This is a genomic window from Vibrio sp. CDRSL-10 TSBA (assembly GCA_039696685.1).
Lineage (GTDB): Bacteria > Pseudomonadota > Gammaproteobacteria > Enterobacterales > Vibrionaceae > Vibrio.
Window position 1 is genome coordinate 619,276 of sequence record CP155566.1, and the last position, 24,061, is coordinate 643,336.

At 53.8% G+C, this 24,061-nt stretch carries 10 protein-coding genes and 4 pseudogenes; 4 read left to right on the forward strand and 10 right to left on the reverse strand.

Annotated features, from left to right (window positions below; translation table 11 throughout):
• The first annotated feature begins 7 nt into the window (after positions 1–7).
• The 3 genes from carB (at position 8) to ABDK09_10380 (ending at position 5,032) form a co-directional block, all read left to right on the forward strand.
• Positions 8–3,247 (forward strand): carbamoyl-phosphate synthase large subunit, encoded by a 3,240-nt coding sequence (gene carB, locus ABDK09_10370; protein XAW89948.1) that lies wholly within the window; start codon positions 8–10, stop codon positions 3,245–3,247.
• Positions 3,248–3,510: 263 nt separating this feature from the next.
• Complete coding sequence (locus tag ABDK09_10375; GenBank protein XAW89949.1) at positions 3,511–4,134, forward strand: serine protease; 624 nt, start codon at positions 3,511–3,513, stop codon at positions 4,132–4,134.
• 118 nt (positions 4,135–4,252) lie between these two features.
• Complete coding sequence (locus tag ABDK09_10380) at positions 4,253–5,032, forward strand: TSUP family transporter (protein ID XAW89950.1); 780 nt, start codon at positions 4,253–4,255, stop codon at positions 5,030–5,032.
• Here ABDK09_10380 and ABDK09_10385 read toward each other — a convergent pair.
• From ABDK09_10385 to gltB (ABDK09_10430), 10 genes and pseudogenes are all read right to left on the reverse strand, one after another.
• A complete protein-coding gene (locus ABDK09_10385) occupies positions 4,983–5,828 on the reverse strand; it encodes a LysR family transcriptional regulator (protein XAW89951.1) in 846 nt (281 codons plus the stop codon). The genes ABDK09_10380 and ABDK09_10385 overlap by 50 nt on opposite strands.
• Positions 5,829–5,925: 97 nt before the next feature.
• On the reverse strand, positions 5,926–6,546 hold the full coding sequence (locus ABDK09_10390; GenBank protein XAW89952.1) for a TRIC cation channel family protein: 621 nt from the start codon (positions 6,544–6,546) through the stop codon (positions 5,926–5,928).
• Positions 6,547–6,732: 186 nt separating this feature from the next.
• On the reverse strand, positions 6,733–7,617 hold the full coding sequence (gene btuF, locus ABDK09_10395; GenBank protein XAW89953.1) for a vitamin B12 ABC transporter substrate-binding protein BtuF: 885 nt from the start codon (positions 7,615–7,617) through the stop codon (positions 6,733–6,735).
• Entirely contained in the window at positions 7,618–8,571 is a 954-nt protein-coding gene (locus ABDK09_10400; protein ID XAW89954.1) for a cobalamin biosynthesis family protein, read from the reverse strand.
• A gap of 10 nt (positions 8,572–8,581) precedes the next feature.
• Positions 8,582–9,277: a 5'-methylthioadenosine/S-adenosylhomocysteine nucleosidase gene (gene mtnN, locus ABDK09_10405; GenBank protein XAW89955.1), complete on the reverse strand. Its 696-nt coding sequence runs from the start codon at positions 9,275–9,277 to the stop codon at positions 8,582–8,584.
• Between the two features lie 96 nt (positions 9,278–9,373).
• The gene (locus ABDK09_10410; GenBank protein XAW89956.1) at positions 9,374–9,808 is read right to left on the reverse strand and encodes a DUF1499 domain-containing protein; all 435 of its coding nucleotides are present in this window, start codon (positions 9,806–9,808) and stop codon (positions 9,374–9,376) included.
• A 269-nt stretch (positions 9,809–10,077) separates the two neighbouring features.
• A pseudogene (locus ABDK09_10415) lies at positions 10,078–11,491 on the reverse strand (FAD-dependent oxidoreductase).
• Positions 11,492–11,509: 18 nt separating this feature from the next.
• Positions 11,510–15,974: pseudogene (gene gltB, locus ABDK09_10420) on the reverse strand (glutamate synthase large subunit).
• Between the two features lie 416 nt (positions 15,975–16,390).
• Positions 16,391–17,861 (reverse strand): annotated as a pseudogene (locus tag ABDK09_10425) (glutamate synthase subunit beta).
• A pseudogene (gltB, locus tag ABDK09_10430) lies at positions 17,861–22,401 on the reverse strand (glutamate synthase large subunit). The pseudogenes ABDK09_10425 and gltB (ABDK09_10430) overlap by 1 nt, the downstream one beginning before the upstream one ends.
• Positions 22,402–22,939: 538 nt before the next feature.
• Here gltB (ABDK09_10430) and ABDK09_10435 point away from each other — a divergent pair.
• Complete coding sequence (locus tag ABDK09_10435; protein XAW89957.1) at positions 22,940–23,869, forward strand: TIGR01212 family radical SAM protein; 930 nt, start codon at positions 22,940–22,942, stop codon at positions 23,867–23,869.
• Positions 23,870–24,061 lie beyond the last annotated feature (192 nt).

Below are 24,061 nucleotides of genomic sequence, written 5' to 3' on the forward strand. Positions count from 1 at the left end.
GTAAACAATGCCAAAACGTACTGACATTAAAAGCATTCTGATTTTAGGTGCTGGTCCAATTGTTATCGGTCAGGCTTGTGAGTTTGACTACTCTGGCGCGCAGGCGTGTAAAGCGCTGCGTGAAGAGGGTTACCGCGTTATTCTGGTCAACTCTAACCCGGCGACCATTATGACTGACCCGGAAATGGCAGATGCGACCTACATCGAGCCAATCCAGTGGGAAGTTGTACGTAAGATCATCGAAAAAGAGCGTCCGGACGCAATCCTGCCGACCATGGGTGGCCAGACTGCACTGAACTGTGCACTGGCACTGGAAAAACATGGTGTGCTGGAAGAGTTCGGCGTCGAGATGATCGGCGCAACGGCGGATGCGATTGATAAAGCAGAAGATCGTTCTCGCTTTGATAAAGCGATGAAATCTATCGGCCTGGAGTGTCCACGTGCTGATACGGCGAAGACGATGGAAGAAGCATACCGCGTGCTGGATATGGTGGGTTTCCCATGTATCATCCGTCCTTCGTTTACTATGGGTGGTACCGGCGGCGGTATCGCTTACAACAAAGAAGAATTTGAAGAGATCTGTCGCCGTGGTCTGGACCTGTCGCCAACCAACGAGCTGCTGATTGACGAATCTCTGATCGGTTGGAAAGAGTACGAGATGGAAGTGGTTCGCGACAAAGCGGACAACTGTATCATCGTGTGTGCGATTGAAAACTTCGACCCTATGGGTATCCATACTGGTGACTCGATCACTGTGGCACCGGCTCAGACCCTGACTGACAAAGAATACCAGCTGATGCGTAACGCGTCTCTGGCGGTTCTGCGCGAAATCGGCGTAGAAACCGGCGGTTCAAACGTGCAGTTCGGTATCAACCCGAAAGATGGCCGTATGGTTATCATCGAGATGAACCCACGTGTATCCCGCTCTTCTGCGCTGGCATCGAAAGCGACCGGTTTCCCGATTGCAAAAGTTGCCGCGAAACTGGCAGTCGGCTTCACGCTGGACGAGCTGATGAACGATATCACTGGCGGTGCAACCCCAGCTTCGTTCGAGCCGACCATCGACTACGTTGTGACTAAGATCCCTCGTTTTAACTTCGAGAAATTTGCCGGTGCTAACAGCCGCCTGACGACTCAGATGAAATCGGTCGGTGAAGTCATGGCCATTGGCCGTAACCAGCAAGAATCACTGCAGAAAGCACTACGCGGTCTGGAAGTGGGTGCTAACGGTCTGGATGAAATGGTGGATCTGGATGCTCCGGATGCACTGACTAAGATTCGTCACGAGCTGAAAGACGCAGGTGCAGAGCGTATCTGGTACATTGCTGATGCATTCCGTGCCGGTATGTCTGTCGACGGCGTATTCAACCTGACTAACATCGACCGTTGGTTCCTGGTTCAGATTGAAGAACTGGTGCTGATGGAAAATGACATCAAAGCGGGTGGCTTTGCCGGTCTGACGGAAACCACACTGCGCGCGATGAAGCGTAAAGGCTTCTCGGACGCTCGTCTGTCTGCTCTGCTGGGCGTAGCGGAAAGTGAAATCCGTCGTCTGCGTGACCAGTTCAACATTCACCCGGTTTACAAACGTGTGGATACCTGTGCAGCTGAGTTCTCATCTGACACTGCTTACATGTACTCATCTTACGATGACGAGTGTGAAGCGAACCCGACTGACAAAGACAAAATCATGGTTCTGGGCGGTGGTCCAAACCGTATCGGTCAGGGCATCGAATTTGACTACTGCTGTGTGCATGCGTCTCTGGCGCTGCGTGAAGACGGTTACGAGACCATCATGGTTAACTGTAACCCGGAAACCGTATCGACTGACTACGACACTTCAGACCGTCTGTACTTTGAACCAGTGACTCTGGAAGATGTACTGGCTATCGTACGCGTTGAAAAACCAAAAGGTGTTATCGTGCAGTACGGCGGTCAGACTCCGCTTAAACTGGCGCGTGCGCTGGAAGCGGCGGGTGTGCCTATCATTGGTACCAGCCCTGATGCGATTGACCGTGCGGAAGACCGTGAGCGTTTCCAACACGCGGTTGAGCGTCTGGGTCTGAAACAGCCAGAAAACGCGACCGTGACAGCAATTGAGCAAGCGGTTGAGAAATCGAAAGAAATCGGCTTCCCGCTGGTGGTTCGTCCTTCATACGTACTGGGCGGCCGTGCGATGGAAATCGTTTACGATGAAGCAGACCTGCGTCGTTACTTCAACGAAGCAGTCAGCGTATCGAACGAATCTCCGGTTCTGCTGGACCGTTTCCTGGATGATGCGACGGAAGTCGACATCGATGCTATCTGTGACGGCGAGCGCGTTGTGATCGGCGGTATCATGGAGCACATCGAGCAGGCGGGTGTTCACTCAGGTGACTCTGCATGTTCTCTGCCAGCTTACACGCTGAGCCAGGAAATCCAGGACAAAATGCGTGAACAGGTTGAGAAACTGGCGATGGAACTCGGCGTTCGTGGTCTGATGAACACCCAGTTTGCGGTGAAAGATAACGAAGTCTACCTAATCGAAGTTAACCCGCGTGCTGCTCGTACCGTACCTTTCGTATCGAAAGCAACCGGTGCACCGCTGGCGAAAATCGCTGCGCGCGTGATGGCTGGCCAGTCTCTGGAACAGCAAGGTTTCACCAAAGAAATCATTCCACCGTACTACTCAGTCAAAGAAGTGGTGCTGCCTTTCAACAAGTTCCCGGGCGTTGACCCGCTGCTTGGCCCTGAAATGCGCTCTACCGGTGAAGTGATGGGTGTTGGTGCCACGTTTGCTGAAGCCTTCGCGAAAGCGGAACTGGGCTGTGGCAACGTGTATCCTGAAGGTGGTCGTGCACTGCTGTCTGTTCGCGAAGGCGACAAAGAGCGTGTGGTTGACCTGGCCTCTAAGCTGGTGAAACTAGGCTACAAACTGGATGCAACTCACGGTACGGCTGTGATTCTGGGCGAAGCGGGTATTAACCCACGTCTGGTCAACAAGGTACACGAAGGTCGTCCGCACATTCTGGACCGCATCAAGAACAATGAGTACACCTACATCATCAACACGGCTGCCGGCCGTCAGGCGATTGAAGACTCAAAAGTTCTGCGTCGCGGCGCTCTGGCTGAGAAAGTGAACTACACCACAACGCTGAACGCAGCGTTTGCAACTTGTATGTCTCACACAGCGGATGCGAAAGCGAACGTCACTTCAGTTCAGGAACTGCACGCCCAAGTGCGCGCTGACCAGGCTGCTAAAGCGTAACGGATAACAATACGGGTAAGTAAAACTTATCTGACAACCTCATTGCCCGCTCATCTGAGCGGGCTTTTTTATGCCCCGTAAACTGACTCATGTTTGATTCCCGGCTGAAATCTTGTCTATTTGTTGCGACAACGTCATAACCTGAGTCACGTTTCTCATCTATTACTCTATTGTTAGTGTGATTCCAATCATAAAAATAACAATATTAAGTGATCTAAATATCAGTAAGGCTAGTTCCTCCTTGTTCACTGGAGTGCGTGGCCATGCTGAAATTTATCGTGATTGTGCTTTATTTGATGCTCACCGGATGCAGTAGTCATTTGATCTCTGGTGCTGATATTGATCAAGCCATAGGGCAAAACAACCAGAAAATATTTGTTGGAATTCCGGTGTTGGCCAGTATTGAAGGTTCTATGACCAGATTGGATGAAACCTGGTTGCTGACGGCTAAACACAATAAAGTGATTTTATCTTTGCAGGGGCGTGAGGTGTATTACCATCCTTATTGCGATATTGCCCTGGTAAGAAGTGCCGGCACCGTTCATGCAAGTATCGGGATGGTGTTGAATGGGCAAGATATCCTGCATGTTGGTTATCCGATAGGCTTACCGCTTTCTGCCAGCAAAGGTAAGTACGTCGGAGATGTGTTCGTGCAAGACTGGGACGGATGCCAGATGTCTGCGACTACAGGTGTCGTATCCAGTGGTATGTCTGGTGGTGGGGTTTACAACGATGATGATGAACTGATCGGCATCAATCATGGCTACGTCTCCGGCAGTGTCACCTGGCCGAGCGGTGAGAAAGTCTCTAATCCGGCGGTGTTTGTTTCTTTATATGCAGTGAAAGACTGGCTGCATCAGATAACGGGCAAAGATTACTATCGTTAGTCGCGCTGCGTGATTTAATCGTTGAATATCTGGAATGAATCATTTTCTTTCAATTCGCTGTTGCAGGCCGTGGCACAGTGGTAGCGTGTAGCCTTTCTCGTCTCAGTTTTGGAAGTTCATGGAAGTCTCGTTAGATATTTTAGCTCTGCTGTTTGTGGTCGCGGGTGTGGCCGGGTTTATTGATGCGATGGCGGGCGGCGGTGGGTTGCTGACTCTGCCGGCGCTGCTGGCGGCCGGGGTGCCGCCGACGCAGGCTTTGGCCACCAACAAGCTGCAAAGCTCGTTCGGCAGTTTTTCGGCCAGCTGGTATTTTGTCCGCAACGGCATTGTCAGTCTCAAAGATTTGCGGCTTGCGATTGCCTGTACCTTTATCGGTTCGGCGGTCGGCGCAGAACTGGTGCAACTGTTTGATGCCTCGCTTTTGACCAGTCTTATTCCTGTACTGCTGATCGCGATCTCACTCTACTTTCTTCTGGCGCCGCAAACCCGTGCCGACTCAGGTAAAAAGCCGTTGCCGGAAGCGCTGTTTGCGTTTTGTGTCGGCGGTGGGGTCGGTTTTTACGACGGCTTTTTCGGGCCGGGCACCGGTTCGATTTTTACCGTCTGTTTTGTGGTGCTGGGCCATTTCAGCCTGGTGGAAGCGACCGCACGCACTAAGGTACTCAACTTTACGTCCAATATTGCCGCATTAACGTTCTTCCTGATTGCCGGCCTGACTATCTGGCAAATCGGCCTGACCATGGCGGTGGGCGGTTTTATCGGCGCGCGCCTGGGGGCAAAAGTGGTGATCAGTAAGGGGCAGAAATGGATTCGTCCGTTGGTGATTGTGATGTCGATGCTGATGGCGACTAAGCTGCTGTGGCAACAGCACTCTCAATGGTTGCTATCAATGTTCTGACCCGTTGTGAACGGTAGCTGGTGGCGCGCACGCAGATGTGAATCGGGCGAAACAGCGGCGCCAGCTCGGCAAAATAGTGACAGTAGACCGGCTCGATTTTCAATGTATTGACGATAGACAAAGGCACCAGAGCCGGCGCCATACCACCCAGTGCCAGCTGAGCGGCTGCGGTGTAGGAGTCCATCTCCATCACCGGCGTAATACCCAGCCGGGCCAGGATCGCGGCCTGATAGGTGTTGGCCGGATTGGTTAAATCGTTGGTCACCAGCTCGGCAGGCAGACCGCTCAGCGGGCTGTGACTGACGATACAGAATGGCTCATCAAGCAGATGAAACGTCATCAGACCGTGGTTGCCCGGCAGATAACCGGCGCAGAATCCCAGAGTCGCTTTACCGGACTGGACATGCTCGACGATGCGCGGGGTATGGTGGGTGGTGATGGTAAAATGCGGATCGCGACGCCGAAATTCACCCATCACGTTACTGAGATAACCGGCCACCAGGGTCTCCGAACAGTCGAGGCGGATTTGGGTGTTATCTTCCAGCGTCTGCTGCTCGAAGATCAGACCGCGCAGTTCGTTAAAGGTCGGGCCGATATTGGCAATCAGCTGCTCGGCTTCGGCGGTCAGTTTGATGTGCCGACCGGCCGGAGTAATCAGCTTTTTACCCAGTTTTTTCTCCAGATTCGCAATCCGTTTGCTGACCGCAGACTGGCTGATGTAGAGCTGGCTGCCGGTACGACTCATGGTTTTTTCTTTGCTCAGTACCAGCAAAGTTTCAATGCCTTCCAATAGCATGGACTTTCAATGACAATCAGGAATAGATGGAAATAGTGTACTTGATTTGTCGCGTGAGTGCTTAAAAATAAGGCCACCTTAATCGGGTGGCCTGTATTTAGCGGCTGAGCGCAAACGTCGGTAGCGATAAGTGCCAGCGAATCGCACCGAGGCGGATAATCAGGGTCGACAGGGTACCGGAGATAAATGCGGTCGAGCTGTCATAGCCCATGGCCAGTGCGGTGGTATGGAATACGCCGCCGATAATACAGGCGGTGGCATACACTTCACTACGCAGTATCATCGGGATCTCACGCGCCAGTACGTCACGGATAATGCCGCCGCCACAGCCGGTGATCACGCCCATGATAATCGCAATCATCGCTGATTCCTGATACATCAGTGCTTTTTCTACTCCGGTACCGACAAAGACCGACAGGCCGATGGCATCGCATACCGGCAGAATCCACCACGGCAGACGCTTTGGACGGCGCACCACAATCATCATGGCAATACAGGTGATCAGTATCACCCACAGATACGTGGTATCCCGCACCCAGAATACCGGGGTAGCGCCCAGAGCCATGTCGCGGATCGTGCCGCCGCCGATAGCGGTAACACTGGCCAGCACAATAACCCCGAACGGATCCATTTTTAACCGTCCGGCTAAAAGTACGCCGGAAATGGCGAAAACTGCAGTACCAAACATATCGATCAGAAAGAGCAGTGAAGTATCCAAGGTGTCGTTCGCTTTGTTAAATCGGTGAATAAAGGTTCGTCGGATGACGGCCGCGACGACATAACCTGCGGCCTTGGGCTGCTTTAAGCATAACCTAATCTGGCCACAGCCGGTTTAGCGGCGGATAACATCCTGCGAGTGATGTATTTATGGGGCGCAGATTGTAAGGGATTTTTGCCGATCCTGTTACTGATTTCGCACCTGATCAAAATAATCACACACCTGTTTGATCGCATTGAGGGTACGCGGAGTCGGCCGGTTGATCCAATCGGAGTTGAGTGACCAGACATGACGCTTGGCCACGGCCGGCAGTTGCTCTGACCAGCGCCACCACATGGTGCCGTTTGCCATCGCATGCTGAGAGGTGAAGATCACTTCCGGCTGAGCGACCAGTACCTGTTCAATCCCAATCTGCGGGTAGGGAGAAGGACTGTCCTGAAACACATTTTCACCACCGCAGAAGCGGAACACTTCCGTCGGCCAGCCGTTTTGGGCCAGAGTAATGATCGGCTTCTGACTGAGCTGATAAAAGTAGCGCACTGGTCTTGCATCGGCATAGCGGGCGCGCAGTTCACTGAGCTGCTGACGAAAATCAGCCGCGGCCCTGGCCCCGACCGACGGGTCATCGGCGTATTGGCTCAGTTTTTCGATATTGGTGGCAATACTGTCCAGATCGCCGGTTTCTGAATAGTAAATATTGAGGCCGAGCTGCCGGAGTTTATCCAGTTCGCGTGCCGGATTGCCCGACGGCCAGGCCAGCACCAGATCCGGATGCAGAGCCAGAATACGTTCGATCTTGATGCCCTGATAGTTGGCAACTTTCTCAATCTTCTGCGCGGCAGGCGGGTAGTCGCTGTGTTCACTGACCGCCACCAGTTTATCGCCGAGGCCGGCGGCAAAGGCGATTTCGGTCGCGTGCGGTGCCAGGCTGACAATCCGCTGTATTGATGAGGCCTGAGAGTGAGCGTGAGCCGGTGCGACCTGAGATAGAGCCGGGGCGACCTGAGATTGAGACGGGGTGGCCTGACACCAGGCGCTGAAACAGATAAGGCTGAGCGTCCAGAGGCGCATTTAAACTCCTTGATGAATCAATACCAGCACGGCGCTTTCTGCCACAATCCAGGCGAAGATACGCCAGGCCAGCAGTTTATGCACCTGCGCCAGATGAATGGCTGACGGGGCAATCCGACCGCCAATTTTGACCCGCACCGCTTTCTGCTCGCCGTAAATGGCCGGTCCGCCCAGCGACAGCTGCAGTTTGTTGCCGACGGCACACAGCAGCCAGCCCGGGCCAGGCAGAGGCCAGGCGCGGCTTTGTGCCAGTGTAGTCGACAACACTTGTGCGGCTTTGCTGCCGCACACCACGAACAAAGTGAACAGGCGCAGCGGAATAAATTCCAGCATCGCGACCGCGCGCACCACCGGCAGACCGAATGGCTGAAAACGGGCACGGGACGGTGACCAGGCGCGAGCCAGTTCGACCATCAGACGATAGAGCAGGGCTCCAACGCCACCGAGTAAGCCGTACCAGAACAGCACGCACACCACATTGCGGCCAAAACCCATCACTATGGTTTCGGTACCGGCTTTACCCAGCCCCAGAGGTGACAAGGTTGAGGTATTGCGGTTGACGTAAGGAACCAGCAGGCTGCGCGCCAGCTTTTTATCTTCGCGTGCCAGCGCCTGACTGAGCTGATTGGCGAGCTGTTCCTGGCTGCGCCAGTCCAGTGCCAGCAGCAGCAGAGCCATTTCAAACAGCTGTGGTTGCCAGACGAGGGGTTTGAGGGCAATCAGCACCGCCAGCGCCGGCAGGATCATCAGCATCCAGGCTAAGGTGCCGGATAACTGACTCTGAGCGTAGTTGGTTTGGGTGTTGACTTTACTGGCCAGCAGATCGGCGAACTTGTGCCACAGCGTGACCGGATGAGCACTGCGCGGAATTGGCAGGATCAGGTGAAATAACAGCGCGCCCCACATCACCAGGAGCGCACCATTGGCATACAGAGTATGAAATATCTCGTCCATGAGCGTGGCTTTACTTCAGCAGTTCCACCATTTTGATCACCATCTCTGACGAGCTTTGCGCTGCCAGCGGCAGGAACTCATCAAAAGACATTGGTGACTCTTTATCGGCTACATCCGAAATCGCACGTACCACCACAAACGGTACCTGGAACTGGTGACAGGTCTGGGCAATAGCCGAGGCTTCCATCTCAACCGCGATCACCGACGGGAAGTTGCGACGGATTTCAGCCTGACGCTCAGCGCTACACACAAAGGCATCACCGGTACAGATCAGGCCGCGTACCGCGTGTTTGTCCTGCATGGTCGCCAGCGCCTGCTCTGCGACCGCCATCAGCTTGTCATCCGCTTTAAACGCTGCTGGCTGGCCGGCCATCTGGCCGATTTCGTAGCCGAATGCGGTTACATCAGCATCGTGATGGCGAACTTCAGTTGAAATCACCACATCGCCGACGTTGAGGGAAGAGTCAAAACCACCGGCTGAACCGGTATTGATCACGACATCCGGCTGGTGTTCGTCAAGCAGGATCGCGGTACCGACCGCAGCGGCCACTTTACCGATACCCGATTGCAGTACCACAACGTCTACGCCGTGCAGCTGACCGGTGTAATAGGTCGCGCCGCCTTTGCTGGTTTGCTGAACGTTTTCCAGGGCGTCTTTTAAAATCGCGACTTCCTGTTGCATTGCGCCGATGATGCCAATTTTCATGCAGAATCTCTTATATCAATTATGAAAAAACTGCGCAGAGTCTACCACGTTCTGCGCCGCTTACGCGAGGTCGGGTTTATTCGCGCGCAGAGCGCTTTAAGGTTGGCGCAGCATACCGGCGGCGGCCAGTTTCTCGCGCAGATTTTCGGCGCGGCGGCGGTTGACGCCAAAGTCACTGTAACCGACCCGTGATTCGGAGCGCACGATCAGGTGGTCGTCGCGCAGCTTCAGTTCCAGATCGTCGACGAAACGCAGGAAGCGCGTGGTGCACTCAATGCGCAGGTAGTTGTCCTGCTTGTCGGCGGTTTTGGCACCTTGCAGGGTCAGGGCGACTCGTTCAATCTGATCGAGCGTCACGCCCGGACGCAGGATAAAGGGCACCAGGGCAAACTTGTCGCGGCTTTCCTGAGTGGAAACACAATTGGGCTTATCACCGCAAGGGGTTTGGGTTCTGTCTGTCATTGGTGCGACTCCCTGACTGCACGCGCTGAGCAATAGCACGGCAACCAGCAGGATTCCCTCTCTTCGCATCGGCGCGGTCCTGTAACTTGATATGAGTGAAGACGAACGGCGGCAAGGTTATCGCGCTTAGCCTGGCTTAACCTGAGTTGGCTTAACCTAGGTTAGTTTAACTTAGGTTTACCTAGCTTAGGTCTTAGGTTTACTCAACTCAGCTTACGAACGCAGCCGCCGCCAGTCACTATTATAAGCGTTAAAAACAAAAAGGATTCATCAATGATGAATCCTTTTGTCAAACAGTGAAGCTGATAGCTCAGCGGTTAAACTGAGCGAGCGGACACTCAGACTTCCAGGAAGTCCATGATGCCTTCAGCGGCTTTACGGCCTTCATCGATGGCGGTTACCACCAGGTCCGAGCCACGTACCGCATCACCACCGGCAAAGATTTTCTCATTGCTGGTCTGGAAGCGGAATGATTGCTCAGAAGGCGCTTTAATGCGGCCCCATTGATCCAGCTCGACCCCAAATGGTTCCAGCCAGCTCATCTGGTGTGGTTGGAAACCAAATGCCATGATAACGGCATCTGCTTCCAGCACATGTTCGCTGCCTGCGACCGGTTCCGGACGACGACGACCAGCGGCATCGGGTTCACCCAGTGCCGTCTTGACCACTTTAACGCCGCTGACATGGCCCGCAGCGTTGACTTCAATCCCCAGCGGCTGCAGGTTGAACATAAACTCAACCCCTTCCTCTTTGGCGTTTTTCACTTCGCGGCGTGAGCCCGGCATGTTCTCTTCGTCACGACGGTAAGCACAGATAACGTTGCTCGCGTTTCTGACGAATTGAGGTCCGCACACAGTCCATCGCTGTATCACCACCACCCAGCACGACGACCTTTTTACCGGCCATATCGAGGAATGGTTCGTTGCTTGGCAGATCCATCACTTTGTAAGTGTTGGAAATCAGGAACGGCAGCGCATCGTACACGCCTTGCGCGTCTTCGTTTTCCAGACCGGCACGCATGTACTTGTAGGTACCGACGCCAAGGAACACGGCGTCGTATTCGTTGATCAGATCCTGCAACTGGACATCTGTGCCCACTTCGACGTTAAGGCGGAACTCGACACCCATCTCAGTGAAGACGCGGCGACGGTTTTCCATCACGCCTTTCTCCAGCTTGAATGACGGGATACCGAAAGTCAGCAGGCCGCCGATTTCCGGGTAACGGTCAAACACTACAGGTTTGACCCCGTTGCGCACCAGCACGTCAGCGGCGGCGAGGCCAGCAGGGCCGGCACCGATGATCGCGACTTTTTTGTCGGTCCAGACCACTTTCGACATGTCTGGTTTCCAGCCCATTTCGAACGCGGTATCGGTAATGTATTTTTCAATATTACCGATGGTGACCGCGCCAAAATCATCGTTCAGGGTACAGGAACCTTCACACAGACGGTCCTGCGGACACACGCGTCCACACACTTCCGGCAGGCTGTTGGTCTGATGCGCCAGATCGGCCGCTTCCAGAATCCGGCCCTCGTTGGCCAGTTTCAGCCACTGCGGGATGTAGTTGTGCACCGGACATTTCCATTCACAGTACGGGTTACCGCAATCCAGGCAGCGATCCGCCTGAGCGGTCGCCTGCTGTTTAGTGAACGGTTCGTAAATCTCTACGAATTCAATTTTACGCACATTGATCGGCTTCTTGGCCGGATCAACCCGGTTAACATCAATAAATTGGTATACGTTCTGGCTCATTACTTCGGCTCCTTCCAATTATTGTGCTTGAACGCGCAGTTCTGCAGAGCTGCGGCTTTGGTGACCGAGCAGGGTCTGTAGATCCGCAGACTGAGGTTTAATTAAGTAGAACTTCGGAATCCATTCATCAAAGTTCGCGAGAATGTTTTCAGCATGCACTGAACCGGTTTCTTCCAGGTGCTCGGCGATCAGGCCACGCAGATGCTCCTGGTGGATGTACAGTTCGTCCAGTGACAGTGCTTCGACCGATTCGTCATTGACGCGGCCCTGGAAGTCACCGTTTCTCATCCAGTACATAAGCAAAACCACCGGTCATACCGGCACCGAAGTTAACTCCGGTTGCGCCCAGAATCGCGACGATACCGCCAGTCATGTATTCACAGGCGTTGTCGCCCGCGCCTTCGATAACCGCGATGGTGCCTGAGTTACGTACGCCGAAACGTTCGCCCGCTTTACCTGCAGCAAACAGTTTGCCGCCGGTTGCGCCGTACAGACAGGTGTTACCGACAATGGTCGCTTCGTTACAGGTAAACGCAGTACCCAGATGCGGTTTGATCACAATCTTACCGCCGGCCATGCCTTTACCGACATAGTCGTTGGCATCACCTGTCAGGTACAGCTCTACGCCACCGGCGTTCCATACCCCGAATGACTGACCCGCGGTGCCTTGCAGCACAACTTTGATCGGGTTAGCGGCCATACCGGCGTTGCCGTAACGTTTGGCAATTTCACCCGACAGACGCGCGCCGACCGAGCGGTCAGTGTTGATCACATCATAGTACAGTTCAGTCGACTGCTGGTTTTCAACCGCTTGCAGCGCATCTTCCACGATCTTCTGGTTCAGTACGCCTTTATCAAACGGTGTGTTTGGCTGAGTGCAGTACAGCGGCAGATTCTCCGGCGAGACCGGGGCTTCCAGAATGCCGGATAAGTCCAGCTTGCTCTGTTTCGCAGTCATGCCCTGCACGGTTTCCAGCAGGTCAGTACGGCCAATCAGGTCAGTCAGTTTCTCAACGCCCAGCTCAGCCAGATAACCACGAACTTCTTCGGCAATGCCGGTGAAGTAGTTGATGACCATTTCCGGCAGACCTTTGAAGTAGTCGCGGCGCAGGGTTTCATCCTGAGTCGCAACACCGGTCGCACAGTTGTTGAGGTGACAGATACGCAGGAATTTACAACCCATCGCCACCATAGGACCGGTACCGAAACCAAAGCTTTCTGCACCGAGAATGGCACCTTTGATTACGTCCAGACCAGTTTTCAGGCCACCGTCCACCTGCAGGCGGATTTTGTGGCGCAGACCGTTGGCCACCAGAGCCTGCTGCGTTTCTGCCAGACCAAGCTCCCAAGGGCTGCCGGCGTATTTAACTGACGTCAGCGGGCTGGCTGCGGTACCACCGTCATAACCTGAGATGGTGATAAGGTCTGCATAGGCTTTAGCCACACCGGTCGCGATGGTGCCGACACCTGGTTCAGAAACCAGTTTGACCGATACCAGCGCCTGCGGGTTGACCTGTTTCAGGTCAAAGATCAGCTGGGCTAAGTCTTCAATCGAGTAAATATCGTGGTGAGGCGGCGGTGAAATCAGCGTCACGCCCTGCACGGAATAACGCAGTTTGGCGATTTCCGCCGTCACTTTGTGACCCGGCAGCTGACCACCTTCACCCGGCTTCGCGCCTTGTGCCACTTTAATCTGCAGCACGTCAGCATTAGTCAGGTAATGCGGTGTGACACCAAAACGGCCGGAGGCGACCTGTTTGATGCGCGAGTTACGCTCAGTACCAAAACGGCGCGGGTCTTCACCACCTTCACCTGAGTTGGAGTGACCGCCGATACGGTTCATGGCGGTTGCCAGCGCTTCGTGCGCTTCCGGACTCAGCGCGCCGATAGACATCGCTGCGGAATCGAAACGTTTGAACAGCTCAGTGGCCGGTTCAATCTGCTCCAGCGGCAGTGGCTTGTCGGATTTTTTCAGTTTCATCAGGTCGCGCAGCATGGCTGGCGGACGCTGGTTAACTTGTTGGGCAAACTCAGCGTAATCGCTGCTTGCGCCGGATTTAACCGCTTTTTGCAGTGTGCCGACCACGTCCGGGTTGTAGGCGTGGTATTCGCCGCCGTGAACGTATTTGAGCAGACCACCGTGTTCAACGGTTTTACGTTTGGTCCACGCTTTGCGTGACAGGTTGAACAGATCCTGCTGGAAGTCTTCAAAGTTCGCGCCCTGAATACGGGTCGCGACGCCTTTAAAGCACAGCTCCACGATGTCCGTGTGCAGACCGACTGCTTCAAACAGCTGTGAACAGCGGTAAGAGGCGACAGTCGAGATGCCCATTTTAGACATGATCTTGTACAGACCTTTGTTGATGCCGTACTGGTAGTTCTGCATCGCGTCGCGGTAGCTCTTATCCAGTACGCCGTCATCGACCATTTTTCCGACCACTTCGTACGCCAGGTACGGGTAGACAGCCGTGGCACCAAAGCCAATCAGGACCGCAAACTGGTGCGGGTCACGCGCGGTGGCGGTTTCAACAATAATGTTGGCATCACAACGCAGGTTCGCTTCAACCAGGCGGGTTTGCACTGCGCCAACTGCCATTGCAGCCGGAATCGGCAGTTTGCCCTGGGTCAGCGCGCGATCCGACAGCACGATCAGTACTGTGCCTTCGCGCACCACTTGTTCGGCTTTATCACACAGCTCAAGCAGGGCCTGTTTCAGGTCTTGCTGCTGCGGATCAAAGTTGATGTCGAGAATCGTATTGCGGTAATGCTGGTCACTCAGCGTCAGCAGCTGCTGCATGTCTGAGTAAAGCAGGACCGGTGAATCGAAGGTCACACGGTGTGCGTGGCCATCGGTTTCGTTAAAGACGTTCATCTCCTGACCGATACTGGTCGCCAGAGACATGACGTGTTTTTCACGCAGCGGGTCGATCGGCGGGTTGGTGACCTGGGCAAATTTCTGACGGAAATAGTCAGTCAGCAGGCGCTCTTTAGAAGAGAGTACCGCCATCGGGGTGTCATCACCCATAGAGCCGACCGCTTCCTGGCCCATATCGGCCATGACGCGCAGCACCTGATCCACTTCTTCACGGGTAACCGCAAACTGTTTCTGGTAAGTGTTGAGCTGATCTTCATCGAAGTTGCGCTCACCGACCTGATCATCCGGCAATTCCGCAAAGGTTTTCAGCGGGTAGACGTTATTTTTCATCCACTCGCGGTACGGGTGACGGCTTTTCAGATCGTTATCGATCTCGGCTGATTGCCACAGTTTGCCTTTGCGGGTGTCAATGACCAGCAGTTCGCCCGGACCAACACGGCCTTTCTCGGCCACTTCATCCGGTGCATAATCCCAGATACCCACTTCAGAGGCCAGGGTGATCAGCTTGTCTTTAGTGATCACGTAGCGCGCCGGACGCAGACCGTTACGGTCAAGGTTACACGCTGCGTAGCGGCCGTCAGACAGAACGATACCCGCCGGGCCATCCCACGGCTCCATGTGTTTGGAGTTAAAATCGTAGAACGCGCGCAGATCGTCGTCCATATCCGGGTGATTCTGCCATGCTGGCGGCACAAGCATACGCATGGCACGGAAGATATCCATACCACCGGCCAGGAACAGATCCAGCATGTTATCCAGGCTGGACGAGTCAGAACCGGTTTCGTTGACGAACGGTGCGGCACTCTTCAGATCCGGCAGCAGCGGAGAAGAGAACTTGTACGCGCGGGCGCGGGCCCACTGACGGTTACCTTCGATGGTGTTGATCTCACCGTTGTGCGCCAGATAGCGGAACGGCTGAGCCAGCGGCCAGCGAGGTTGCGTGTTGGTTGAGAAACGCTGGTGGAACAGACAGATGGCTGATTCCATGCGCAGGTCTGCCAGATCCAGATAGAAACGTGGCAGGTCCGCCGGCATACACAAGCCTTTGTAAACAATGACCTGAGTTGATAGCGAACAGATGTAGAAATCTTTGTCTTCGGTGATCTGTTTTTCGATGCGACGACGGGCGATGTACAGGCGGCGTTCAATATCACGCTCGCGCCAGCCAGCCGGGGCAGAAATGAAGACTTGTTGAATATCAGGCAGGGATTCCGCGGCGATCGGACCCAGTACCTTTGGATTGGTTGGTACGGTACGCCATCCGGATACCGTGAGTGTTTCTTGCGCCAGCTCTTTATTAATGATGTCGCGCGCAGTCTGCGCTTTAACAGGATCTCTGCTCAGGAAGATCATACCAACCGCGTATTGCTTACCCAGCTTCCAGTGCTGTTCTTCAGCCATCAGGCGCAGGTAAGAATCGGGTTTTTGTAGCAGGAGACCACAGCCATCACCGGTTTTTCCATCGGCAGCAATACCGCCACGGTGAGTCATGCGATCGAGAGCAGAAATCGCGGTGCGAACCAATTTATGACTAGCCTGACCTTCCATGTGCGCGATCAAGCCGAATCCACAGTTGTCTTTCTCAAGACTTGGATCATATAGAGCCATTGCAATTCTCCCTTTTGCTTCTCTGTCATCCAGACAGTAAATGACTAACTATTCGTTCGTATTGTTATAATTTAAATAATTATGAAAATTAAGTGACTAAAAACTTAACAATTCGAGACAGTCTATTTATCACTGAATTCACAACCTATAGCTTATTGTGAAAAAGGTCAAGTTTTTGGTGAATAATCATGTCTGTCAGCTATTTACCAGCTATTACTCTGTTAATTATCAATAAATTCAAATAGATAGTGAGTGTGGTGTTACAGCTTTTTAACAAATAACTCTCAATGGATGAGAATCACATAAAAAAGGCTAGCAGAGACTGCTAGCCAAATAGGAACTATAGGAAGGATTTTATGATATCTATATTAAGGCTCGCAGAGAATTGCTTCTGTCGAGCCTTAATTTCTGGACTTTTATGCTGAAAGCATCAGTGAGTCCGCTTTTGCCTCTAAATGGGTATTACCCATCAGGTAAGCGTCAACCGCACGGGCAGATTCACGGCCTTCGTTGATACAACGCACTACCAGAGACTGGCCGGTACGCATATCGCCTGCAGCGAATACGCCTTTTTGGTTGGTGGCGAAATCCTGGGTCGCTACGTTGCCGCGCTCATCCAGTTTAATGTCCAGCTGAGCCAGCACGCCGTGTGGTTCCGGATGCAGGAAGCCCATTGCCAGGAACGCCATATCACAAGGGATAACACGTTCACTGCCCGCGACTTCTTCAAAGCCCGGACGTTCGCCAGGTGCAGCGTCTTTCCACACGATATCTGCAATGCGCAGACCGGTGACTTCGCCTTTATCGTTGCCGATAAATTCTTTGGTCAGAATGTTCCAGTGACGCTCACAGCCTTCTTCATGTGAAGTTGAGGTGCGCAGAATCATCGGGTATTGCGGCCAAGGCATGTTCGCCGGGCGTTTTTCCGGTGGCATCGGCATGATTTCCACCTGAGTGATGCTGGCTGCGCCGTGACGGTTGGAAGTACCGACACAGTCAGAACCGGTATCACCACCACCGATCACGACCACATGCTTACCTTTGGCGTGAATTTCTTCCGTCTTCAGGTCCATGTTGTTAGCGCGGCGGTTGTTCTGACCCAGGAAACTGCATTGCGAAGTACACGCCATTCAGTTCGCGGCCCGGAATCGGCAGGTCACGTGGAACGGTTGAGCCACCGGTCAGCAGTACGGCATCAAATTCCTGACGCAGTTGCTGAGCGTTCACATCGACGCCGATGTGCTGGTTCACTGCAAACTTCACGCCGGCTTCAGCCATCAGATTAATCTTACGATCGATGACATCCATGCTCAGTTTGAAATCAGGGATACCAAAGCGCAGCAGACCACCGACTTTCTCATCACGTTCAAACACCGTCACTTCGTGGCCGGCACTGTTAAGCTGCTCGGCTGCGGACAGGCCCGCCGGGCCTGAACCGATGATCGCCACTTTCTTACCAGTGCGGCTGCGTGGTGTTTTCGGTTTGGCGTAACCCTCTTGGTAGGCACGCTCCACGATGGTCTTCTCGATGTTACAGATGGTGATCGGGTCCTGGTTAATGCCCAGAACACACGCACTTTCACACGGAGCAGGACACACACGACCGGTAAACTCCGGGAAGTTGTTGGTCGAGCTCAGAATGTTCCATGCTTCTTCCCAGCTGTCACGATACACCGCATCGTTAAACTCAGGAATGATGTTACCAATCGGGCAGCCGTTATGACAAAACGGCACGCCACAGTCCATACAACGGGATGACTGTTCATTAATCTTGCTGCCAAACTCTTCGTTCAGAACAAACTCTTTGTTGTTCTGAATCCGTTGTGCCGGGTCGATCTTCTGTGGTAGTTCACGACCAAATTCTAAAAATCCAGTAGGCTTACCCATTACACTGCCTCCGCTTCTGCTGTTGCTGCTGCTTCCTGACGCTGCTTCAGTACCGCTTTGTAATCACGCGGCATGACCTTAACCATATCGGCCAGGTTATCTTCGAAGTTGTCCAGGAACGCTTGTGCAACGTCACTTCCTGTGAACTCTACATGTTTGGTCAGCATCTCTTTCAGGAGTGCTTTGTCTTCGGCTTCGATCGGATCCAGATCCACCAGTTCCGCATTGAGCTTGGTTTCGAAGTCGCCTGACTTGTTCCACACGTAGGCGGTACCGCCACTCATACCTGCGGCGAAGTTACGTCCGGTTGCGCCCAGAATCACAGCCACACCACCAGTCATGTATTCACAGCCGTGGTCACCCACGCCTTCAACCACAACTTTGGCGCCTGAGTTACGCACACAGAAACGCTCACCTGCCAGACCACGGATGTAAGACTCACCTGAGGTCGCGCCGTAGAAACAGACGTTACCGACTACGATGTTGTCCTGAGCAACCAGGCTGGAGTTGCGATCCGGATACAGAACCAGCGTACCGCCGGACAGACCTTTACCCCAGTAGTCGTTGGCATCGCCTTCGACTTCGAACTTAACGCCTTTGGTCAGGAAGGCACCGAATGACTGACCTGCGCTACCGTTGAACTTGACGTTCATTGGCTGCGGCAGACCGGCATCTTTGTACACTTTCGAAATTTCATTCGACAGCATGGTACCGGTACTGCGGTCGGTGTTGATGATCGGCAATTCCGCTTGAACTGCCTGGCCGCTTTCCAGCGCCGGTTTGGCAATTTCGATCAACTGGCGATCCAGCACGCTTTCCAACTGGTGGTTCTGCTGAGTCTGACAGTGGATACCGTCGCCGGCACGTGGCGGCTCGATAAACAGCAGGGTCGACAGATCCAGGTTTCTTATACTTCCAGTGGCCGACTTCTTCGCGCACTTTCAGTTTCTGTGCCTGACCGACCATCTCATTGATGGTGCGGAAGCCCAGCTCAGCCATGATTTCACGCAGACCTTGCGCCATGTACTGGAAGAAGGTCACTACGTCTTCTACGCGGCCGTCAAAGCGCTCACGCAGGGTCTTGTTCTGGGTTGCGATACCAACCGGACAGGTGTTTTTATGACACTTACGCATCATGATACAGCCTTCAACCACCAGGGCGGCCGTCGCCACACCCCATTCCTCTGCACCCAGCAGAGTCGCGATAGCGATGTCGCGTGGTGTTTTCATCTGGCCGTCAGCCTGAACCACGATACGGTTACGCAGACCGTTTTTCAGCAGGGTCTGGTGTGCTTCAGCCAGACCCAGTTCCCACGGCAGACCCGTGTGACGGATGGATGAAATTGGTGATGCACCAGTACCACCATCGTGACCGGCAATCAGCACGACGTCAGCTTTCGCTTTCGCCACACCAGAGGCAATCGTACCGACGCCTGCGCCGGAAACCAGCTTCACGTTGACACGGCCTTTACGGTTGGCGTTTTTCAGATCGTAGATCAGCTGCGCCAAGTCCTCGATAGAGTAGATATCGTGGTGCGGCGGTGGCGAGATCAGACCGACGCCCGGAGTGGAGTGACGGGTTGCACCGATCCAGTCATCGACTTTATCGCCCGGCAGCTGACCACCTTCACCCGGTTTCGCGCCCTGCGCCATCTTGATCTGAATCTCTTCAGAGTTGGTCAGGTAGTAAGAGGTTACGCCGAAACGGCCTGACGCGACCTGTTTGATCGCTGAGCGTTCCCAGTCGCCGTTCTCTTTTGGCGTGAAGCGGATTGGGTCTTCACCACCTTCACCTGAGTTCGATTTCGCGCCCAGACGGTTCATGGCCACGGCCAGAGTCGAGTGCGCTTCGTAGGAGATAGAACCGAACGACATCGCACCGGTCGCGAAACGTTTCACGATGCTTTCGATAGATTCCACTTCTTCAATCGGAATTGAACCGGCCGGATTCTTAACGAAGTCCAGTTGGCTGCGCAGCGTCACGGCTTTGTCGCCCTGACGGTCGACTTCCGCGGCATACTGTTTGAACTGAGCAAAATCTTTGTTACGGGTCGATTTTTGCAGCAGGTGGATGGTTTCCGGGTTAAACAGGTGTTTTTCACCACGCTGTTTCCACTGGTAAACACCGCCCACATCCAGAATTTGCAGCGGGATTTCACGGGTCGGGTAACCGACACGGTGACGAACCAGCACTTCTTTGGCGATATCATCCAGCGTCATGCCCTGGATACGGGTCACAGTGCCGGTGAAGAATTTATCCACCACGGCTTTGCTGATACCCAGCGCTTCAAAGACTTGTGCGCCGCTGTACGACTGCAGGGTAGAGATACCCATTTTCGAGAAGATCTTCAGCAGGCCGCCGTTGATGCCTTTGCGGTAGTTGTCGAAGTACTGCTCAACAGAAACGTCGGCATCAAGTTTCTTGACGCGCTGCAGATCAACGATGGTCTCGGTAACCAGGTACGGGTTCACCGCGTTGGCGCCGTAACCGACCAGAGTCGCAAAGTGGTGGGTTTCACGTGCATCACCGGTTTCAACCACGATGCCACATTTAGCACGCAGACCTTTACGGATCAGGTGGTGGTGCACCGCACCGACTGCCAGCATGGCCGGAATCGCAGCGTGGTTTGAGTTCACCGCGCGGTCAGTCAGAACGATGATCGAGTAGCCGTCAACCACGGCATCTTCCGCGTACTGACAGATACGTTTCAGCGCGCGTTCCAGTTTACCGGCGTCTTCGCTGGCCTGGAATACGATGTCGAGGGTTTTCGCCTGCAGGTGCTCGTTGTCGATGGCACGCAGTTTTTCCAGCTCGGCGTTAGAGATAACCGGAGATTCCAGCTCAACTTTACGGCAGTGAGCCGGGCTTTCTGCCAGCAGGTTCTGGTCGCGACCAATGTAGGTATTGAGCGACATCACCATACGCTCACGGATCGGGTCGATCGGCGGGTTGGTGACCTGAGCAAACAGCTGCTTGAAGTAGTTAGACAGATGCTGTGACTGATGTGACAGCACGGCAACCGGCCAGTCCGCACCCATAGAACCAAGCGGTTCGTACGCGGTTTTCGCCAGAGTCAGGATGATGTCGTTGACTTCTTCGCTGCTGACACCGAAAGATTGCTGACGGTGCAGCAGACGCTCCGGTGAAGGCTGGCTGTGGACGTTGTCTGAAGCCGGCAGTTTTTTCAGGCTCAGCAGGTTGTCTTCCACCCATTTCTGGTATGGCTGAGCATTGGCGATGCCATCTTTGACTTCTTCATCAGAGATGATGCGACCTTGTTCCAGGTCAGCGACGAAGATACGGCCTGGTTGCAGACGACCACGGTGTTCAACGTTTTCCGGAGCGATTTCAACCACGCCGGACTCGGATGCCATGATCAGGAAATCGTCTTTGGTCACGGTATAACGTGACGGACGCAGACCGTTACGGTCCAGAGTTGCACCAACCTGGACGCCGTCGGTAAAGCACACCGAAGCCGGGCCGTCCCACGGTTCCATCACGTTGGCGTGGAACTGGTAGAAAGCGCGACGCTTCGGATCCATGTTTTTGTTTTCCTGCCACGCTTCCGGAATCATCATCATCAGGGCGTGTGGCAGGCTGCGGCCTGACAGTACCAGCAGTTCCAGCACCATATCGAAGCTGGCTGAGTCTGATCCGCCTTCCTGACAGATTGGCAGCAGCATGTCGATTTCGGCCTGAGTGAACAGATCCGATTGCAGAATCGCTTCGCGTGCCTTCATCCAGTTCAGGTTACCGCGCACGGTGTTGATTTCACCGTTGTGAGCAATGTAACGGAAAGGCTGCGCCAGGCGCCATTTAGGGAATGTATTGGTAGAGAAGCGCGAGTGAACCAGCGCCAGCGCGGTCACCATAGTCGGGTTTCTGCAGATCGAGGAAGTACTGTGGTACCTGCTCGGTGGTCAGCTGACCTTTGTACACCAGAGTCTTGTAAGACAGTGAGTTGATGTAGAAATCGTCGCCGATATTCGACACGCTTTCCAGACACACACGTACGGTGTAGTTACGCAGAACGTACAGTTTACGCTCCAGTTCGTCCGCGCTCATGCCCGGACCACCGGAAATAAACACGTGCTCGAATTGCGGTTCCGTGCTCAGCGGGTCTGCACCCAACATTGAGTTGTCGGTTGGCAGAACGCGATAACCGATCACGTCCAGATCCAGGCGCTTGGCATTGCGCTCGAGGATTTCACGACATTGTGCACGTTTGTCTGCATCTTTCGGGAACAGTACTACACCCACGCCGTATTTATCGAACGCCGGTAGTTTGATACCCAGTTTAACCGCTTCTTCCAGCAGAAACTCGTGTGGTTTTTGCAGCAAGATACCTGCACCATCACCGCTGCACGGGTCACAACCCTGGCCGCCACGGTGTTCCATACGTGCCAGCATATCCAGTGCCTGAGTCACGACTTGGTGAGATTTACGGTTCTTCAGATGAGCAACAAAACCGATACCGCATGCGTCATGCTCCAATTCCGGAGTATAAAGACCGTGCGAACTTTGCTCTTGATCTACCATAGATACATCCTTCCAGTTCAAGCGGACACAATTAAGCCAAGGCAAGCCCCAGCTGTGTATCCTGTCCTTTAATTGTTATGAATCTAAACCAGTCAGTGTGACTGGTTCGCTTCCTTTCCGTCTCTCACAGGAAAAGTTTTGTGAGAAAAACAATCCTTAGTGATATCCCTTTTATCGAACCACTTTCCTAGTGGTTTATATAGGTAGGTGCGGGATATCACCGATAATTCGCGAAGTTTTGTGTTGTAAACTAATCAAAAAACCACGCAAAACTGTAAGTATCCTACAATTTTGTTGCACGAAAATGCAACGAAAAGTGTCCTTTTTAGGGCGTTTTTTTTGTTTTCAATTGCATAACCTGTATAACATGAATGCAACAATAGTGAATAAAGGCCGTTTTTAATGAATGTTTATTGATTTCTGTTAGAGAAAATCTGCCGTCATGTTCCTAATATTTCAGCCAAAATTTGTAATTTAATTACACAGATCGAAGTGAGATTTATTTTCATTTATGAGTCAGGTAAAAGTGAGGGTTAACATGCAACTGCACCAGTTAGTCAATACCATCGGCCAGGATCTGCAGCGCCGCTACGGCGAAAAGGTGCATAAGCTGACTCTGCACGGCGGATTCAGTTGTCCGAACCGGGACGGTACTATCGGCCGTGGCGGCTGCACCTTTTGCAACGTGGCGTCGTTTGCCGATGAGCAGAGCCAGGCCAAAAGCATTGCCGAACAGCTGCGGGACAGGGCCGGTGAAGTGCGGCGTGCGAAGAAATACCTGGCGTATTTTCAGGCCTATACCAGCACCTATGCCGAGGTGCAGACGCTGAAAAATATGTATGAACAGGCGCTTCAGGCGGCGGATATCGTTGGTTTGTGTGTCGGCACCCGGCCGGACTGCGTGCCGGATGCGGTACTGGAGTTGCTGGCCGGCTATGTCGCTCAGGGTTATGAAATCTGGCTCGAACTTGGCCTGCAAACCGCCAGGGAAGAGACGCTTAAGCGCATTAACCGCGGCCATGATTTTGCCTGTTATGCCGATATTACCCGCCGCGCCCGCGCGCTGGGCATTAAAGTTTGTACCCATTTAATCGTCGGCCTGCCCAAAGAGAGCCGAGCCGATAATCTGGCTACGCTGGAGCAGGTACTGGCGGTCGGGACCGACGGCATTAAGCTGCACGGCCTGCACATCGTTGAAGGCAGCACTATGGCGAAAGCGTGGCGTGGCGGTCGCCTGCAGGCGCCGGAGCTGGATGATTATGTCGCCACCGCCTGCGAGATGATTCGCCGCACTCCGCCTGAGGTGGTGTTTCATCGTGTCACCTCGGCTGCACGTCAGCCGACTCTCCTGGCGCCGCTGTGGTGCGAAAACCGTTGGCTGGCGATGACGGCGATCGGCCACACCCTGGATCGCGATGGCGCGCAGGGCTCTTTGCTCGGCCGGCCGTTTCATCTGCCGGAGCGTTAGTTTCCTCTGTTGGGGCACCAGTTTTCTTCTGCCGCAGGACTCGTCTTACTCTGATATAGCACGCGTCTTCCTTTCCCGGCATTGTAAGCGGCCGGATGCAGGCAGCGATTTTTTCCTTGCGGCTGAAATCGCTGCTCATTTCTCCGATTTCTCAACGGGTTGTGAAGCCAATGGCTGACGTCCGGCGGTTAA

What these genes read in the sequence shown, in the direction of transcription:
- carB (XAW89948.1), top strand. Translation starts at nt 8, where the DNA reads ATGCCAAAACGTACTGACATTAAAAGCATTCTGATTTTAGGTGCTGGT.
- ABDK09_10375 (XAW89949.1), top strand. Translation starts at nt 3,511, where the DNA reads ATGCTGAAATTTATCGTGATTGTGCTTTATTTGATGCTCACCGGATGC.
- ABDK09_10380 (XAW89950.1), top strand. Translation starts at nt 4,253, where the DNA reads ATGGAAGTCTCGTTAGATATTTTAGCTCTGCTGTTTGTGGTCGCGGGT.
- ABDK09_10385 (XAW89951.1), bottom strand. Translation starts at nt 5,828, where the DNA reads ATGCTATTGGAAGGCATTGAAACTTTGCTGGTACTGAGCAAAGAAAAA.
- btuF (XAW89953.1), bottom strand. Translation starts at nt 7,617, where the DNA reads ATGCGCCTCTGGACGCTCAGCCTTATCTGTTTCAGCGCCTGGTGTCAG.
- ABDK09_10400 (XAW89954.1), bottom strand. Translation starts at nt 8,571, where the DNA reads ATGGACGAGATATTTCATACTCTGTATGCCAATGGTGCGCTCCTGGTG.
- mtnN (XAW89955.1), bottom strand. Translation starts at nt 9,277, where the DNA reads ATGAAAATTGGCATCATCGGCGCAATGCAACAGGAAGTCGCGATTTTA.
- ABDK09_10410 (XAW89956.1), bottom strand. Translation starts at nt 9,808, where the DNA reads ATGCGAAGAGAGGGAATCCTGCTGGTTGCCGTGCTATTGCTCAGCGCG.
- ABDK09_10435 (XAW89957.1), top strand. Translation starts at nt 22,940, where the DNA reads ATGCAACTGCACCAGTTAGTCAATACCATCGGCCAGGATCTGCAGCGC.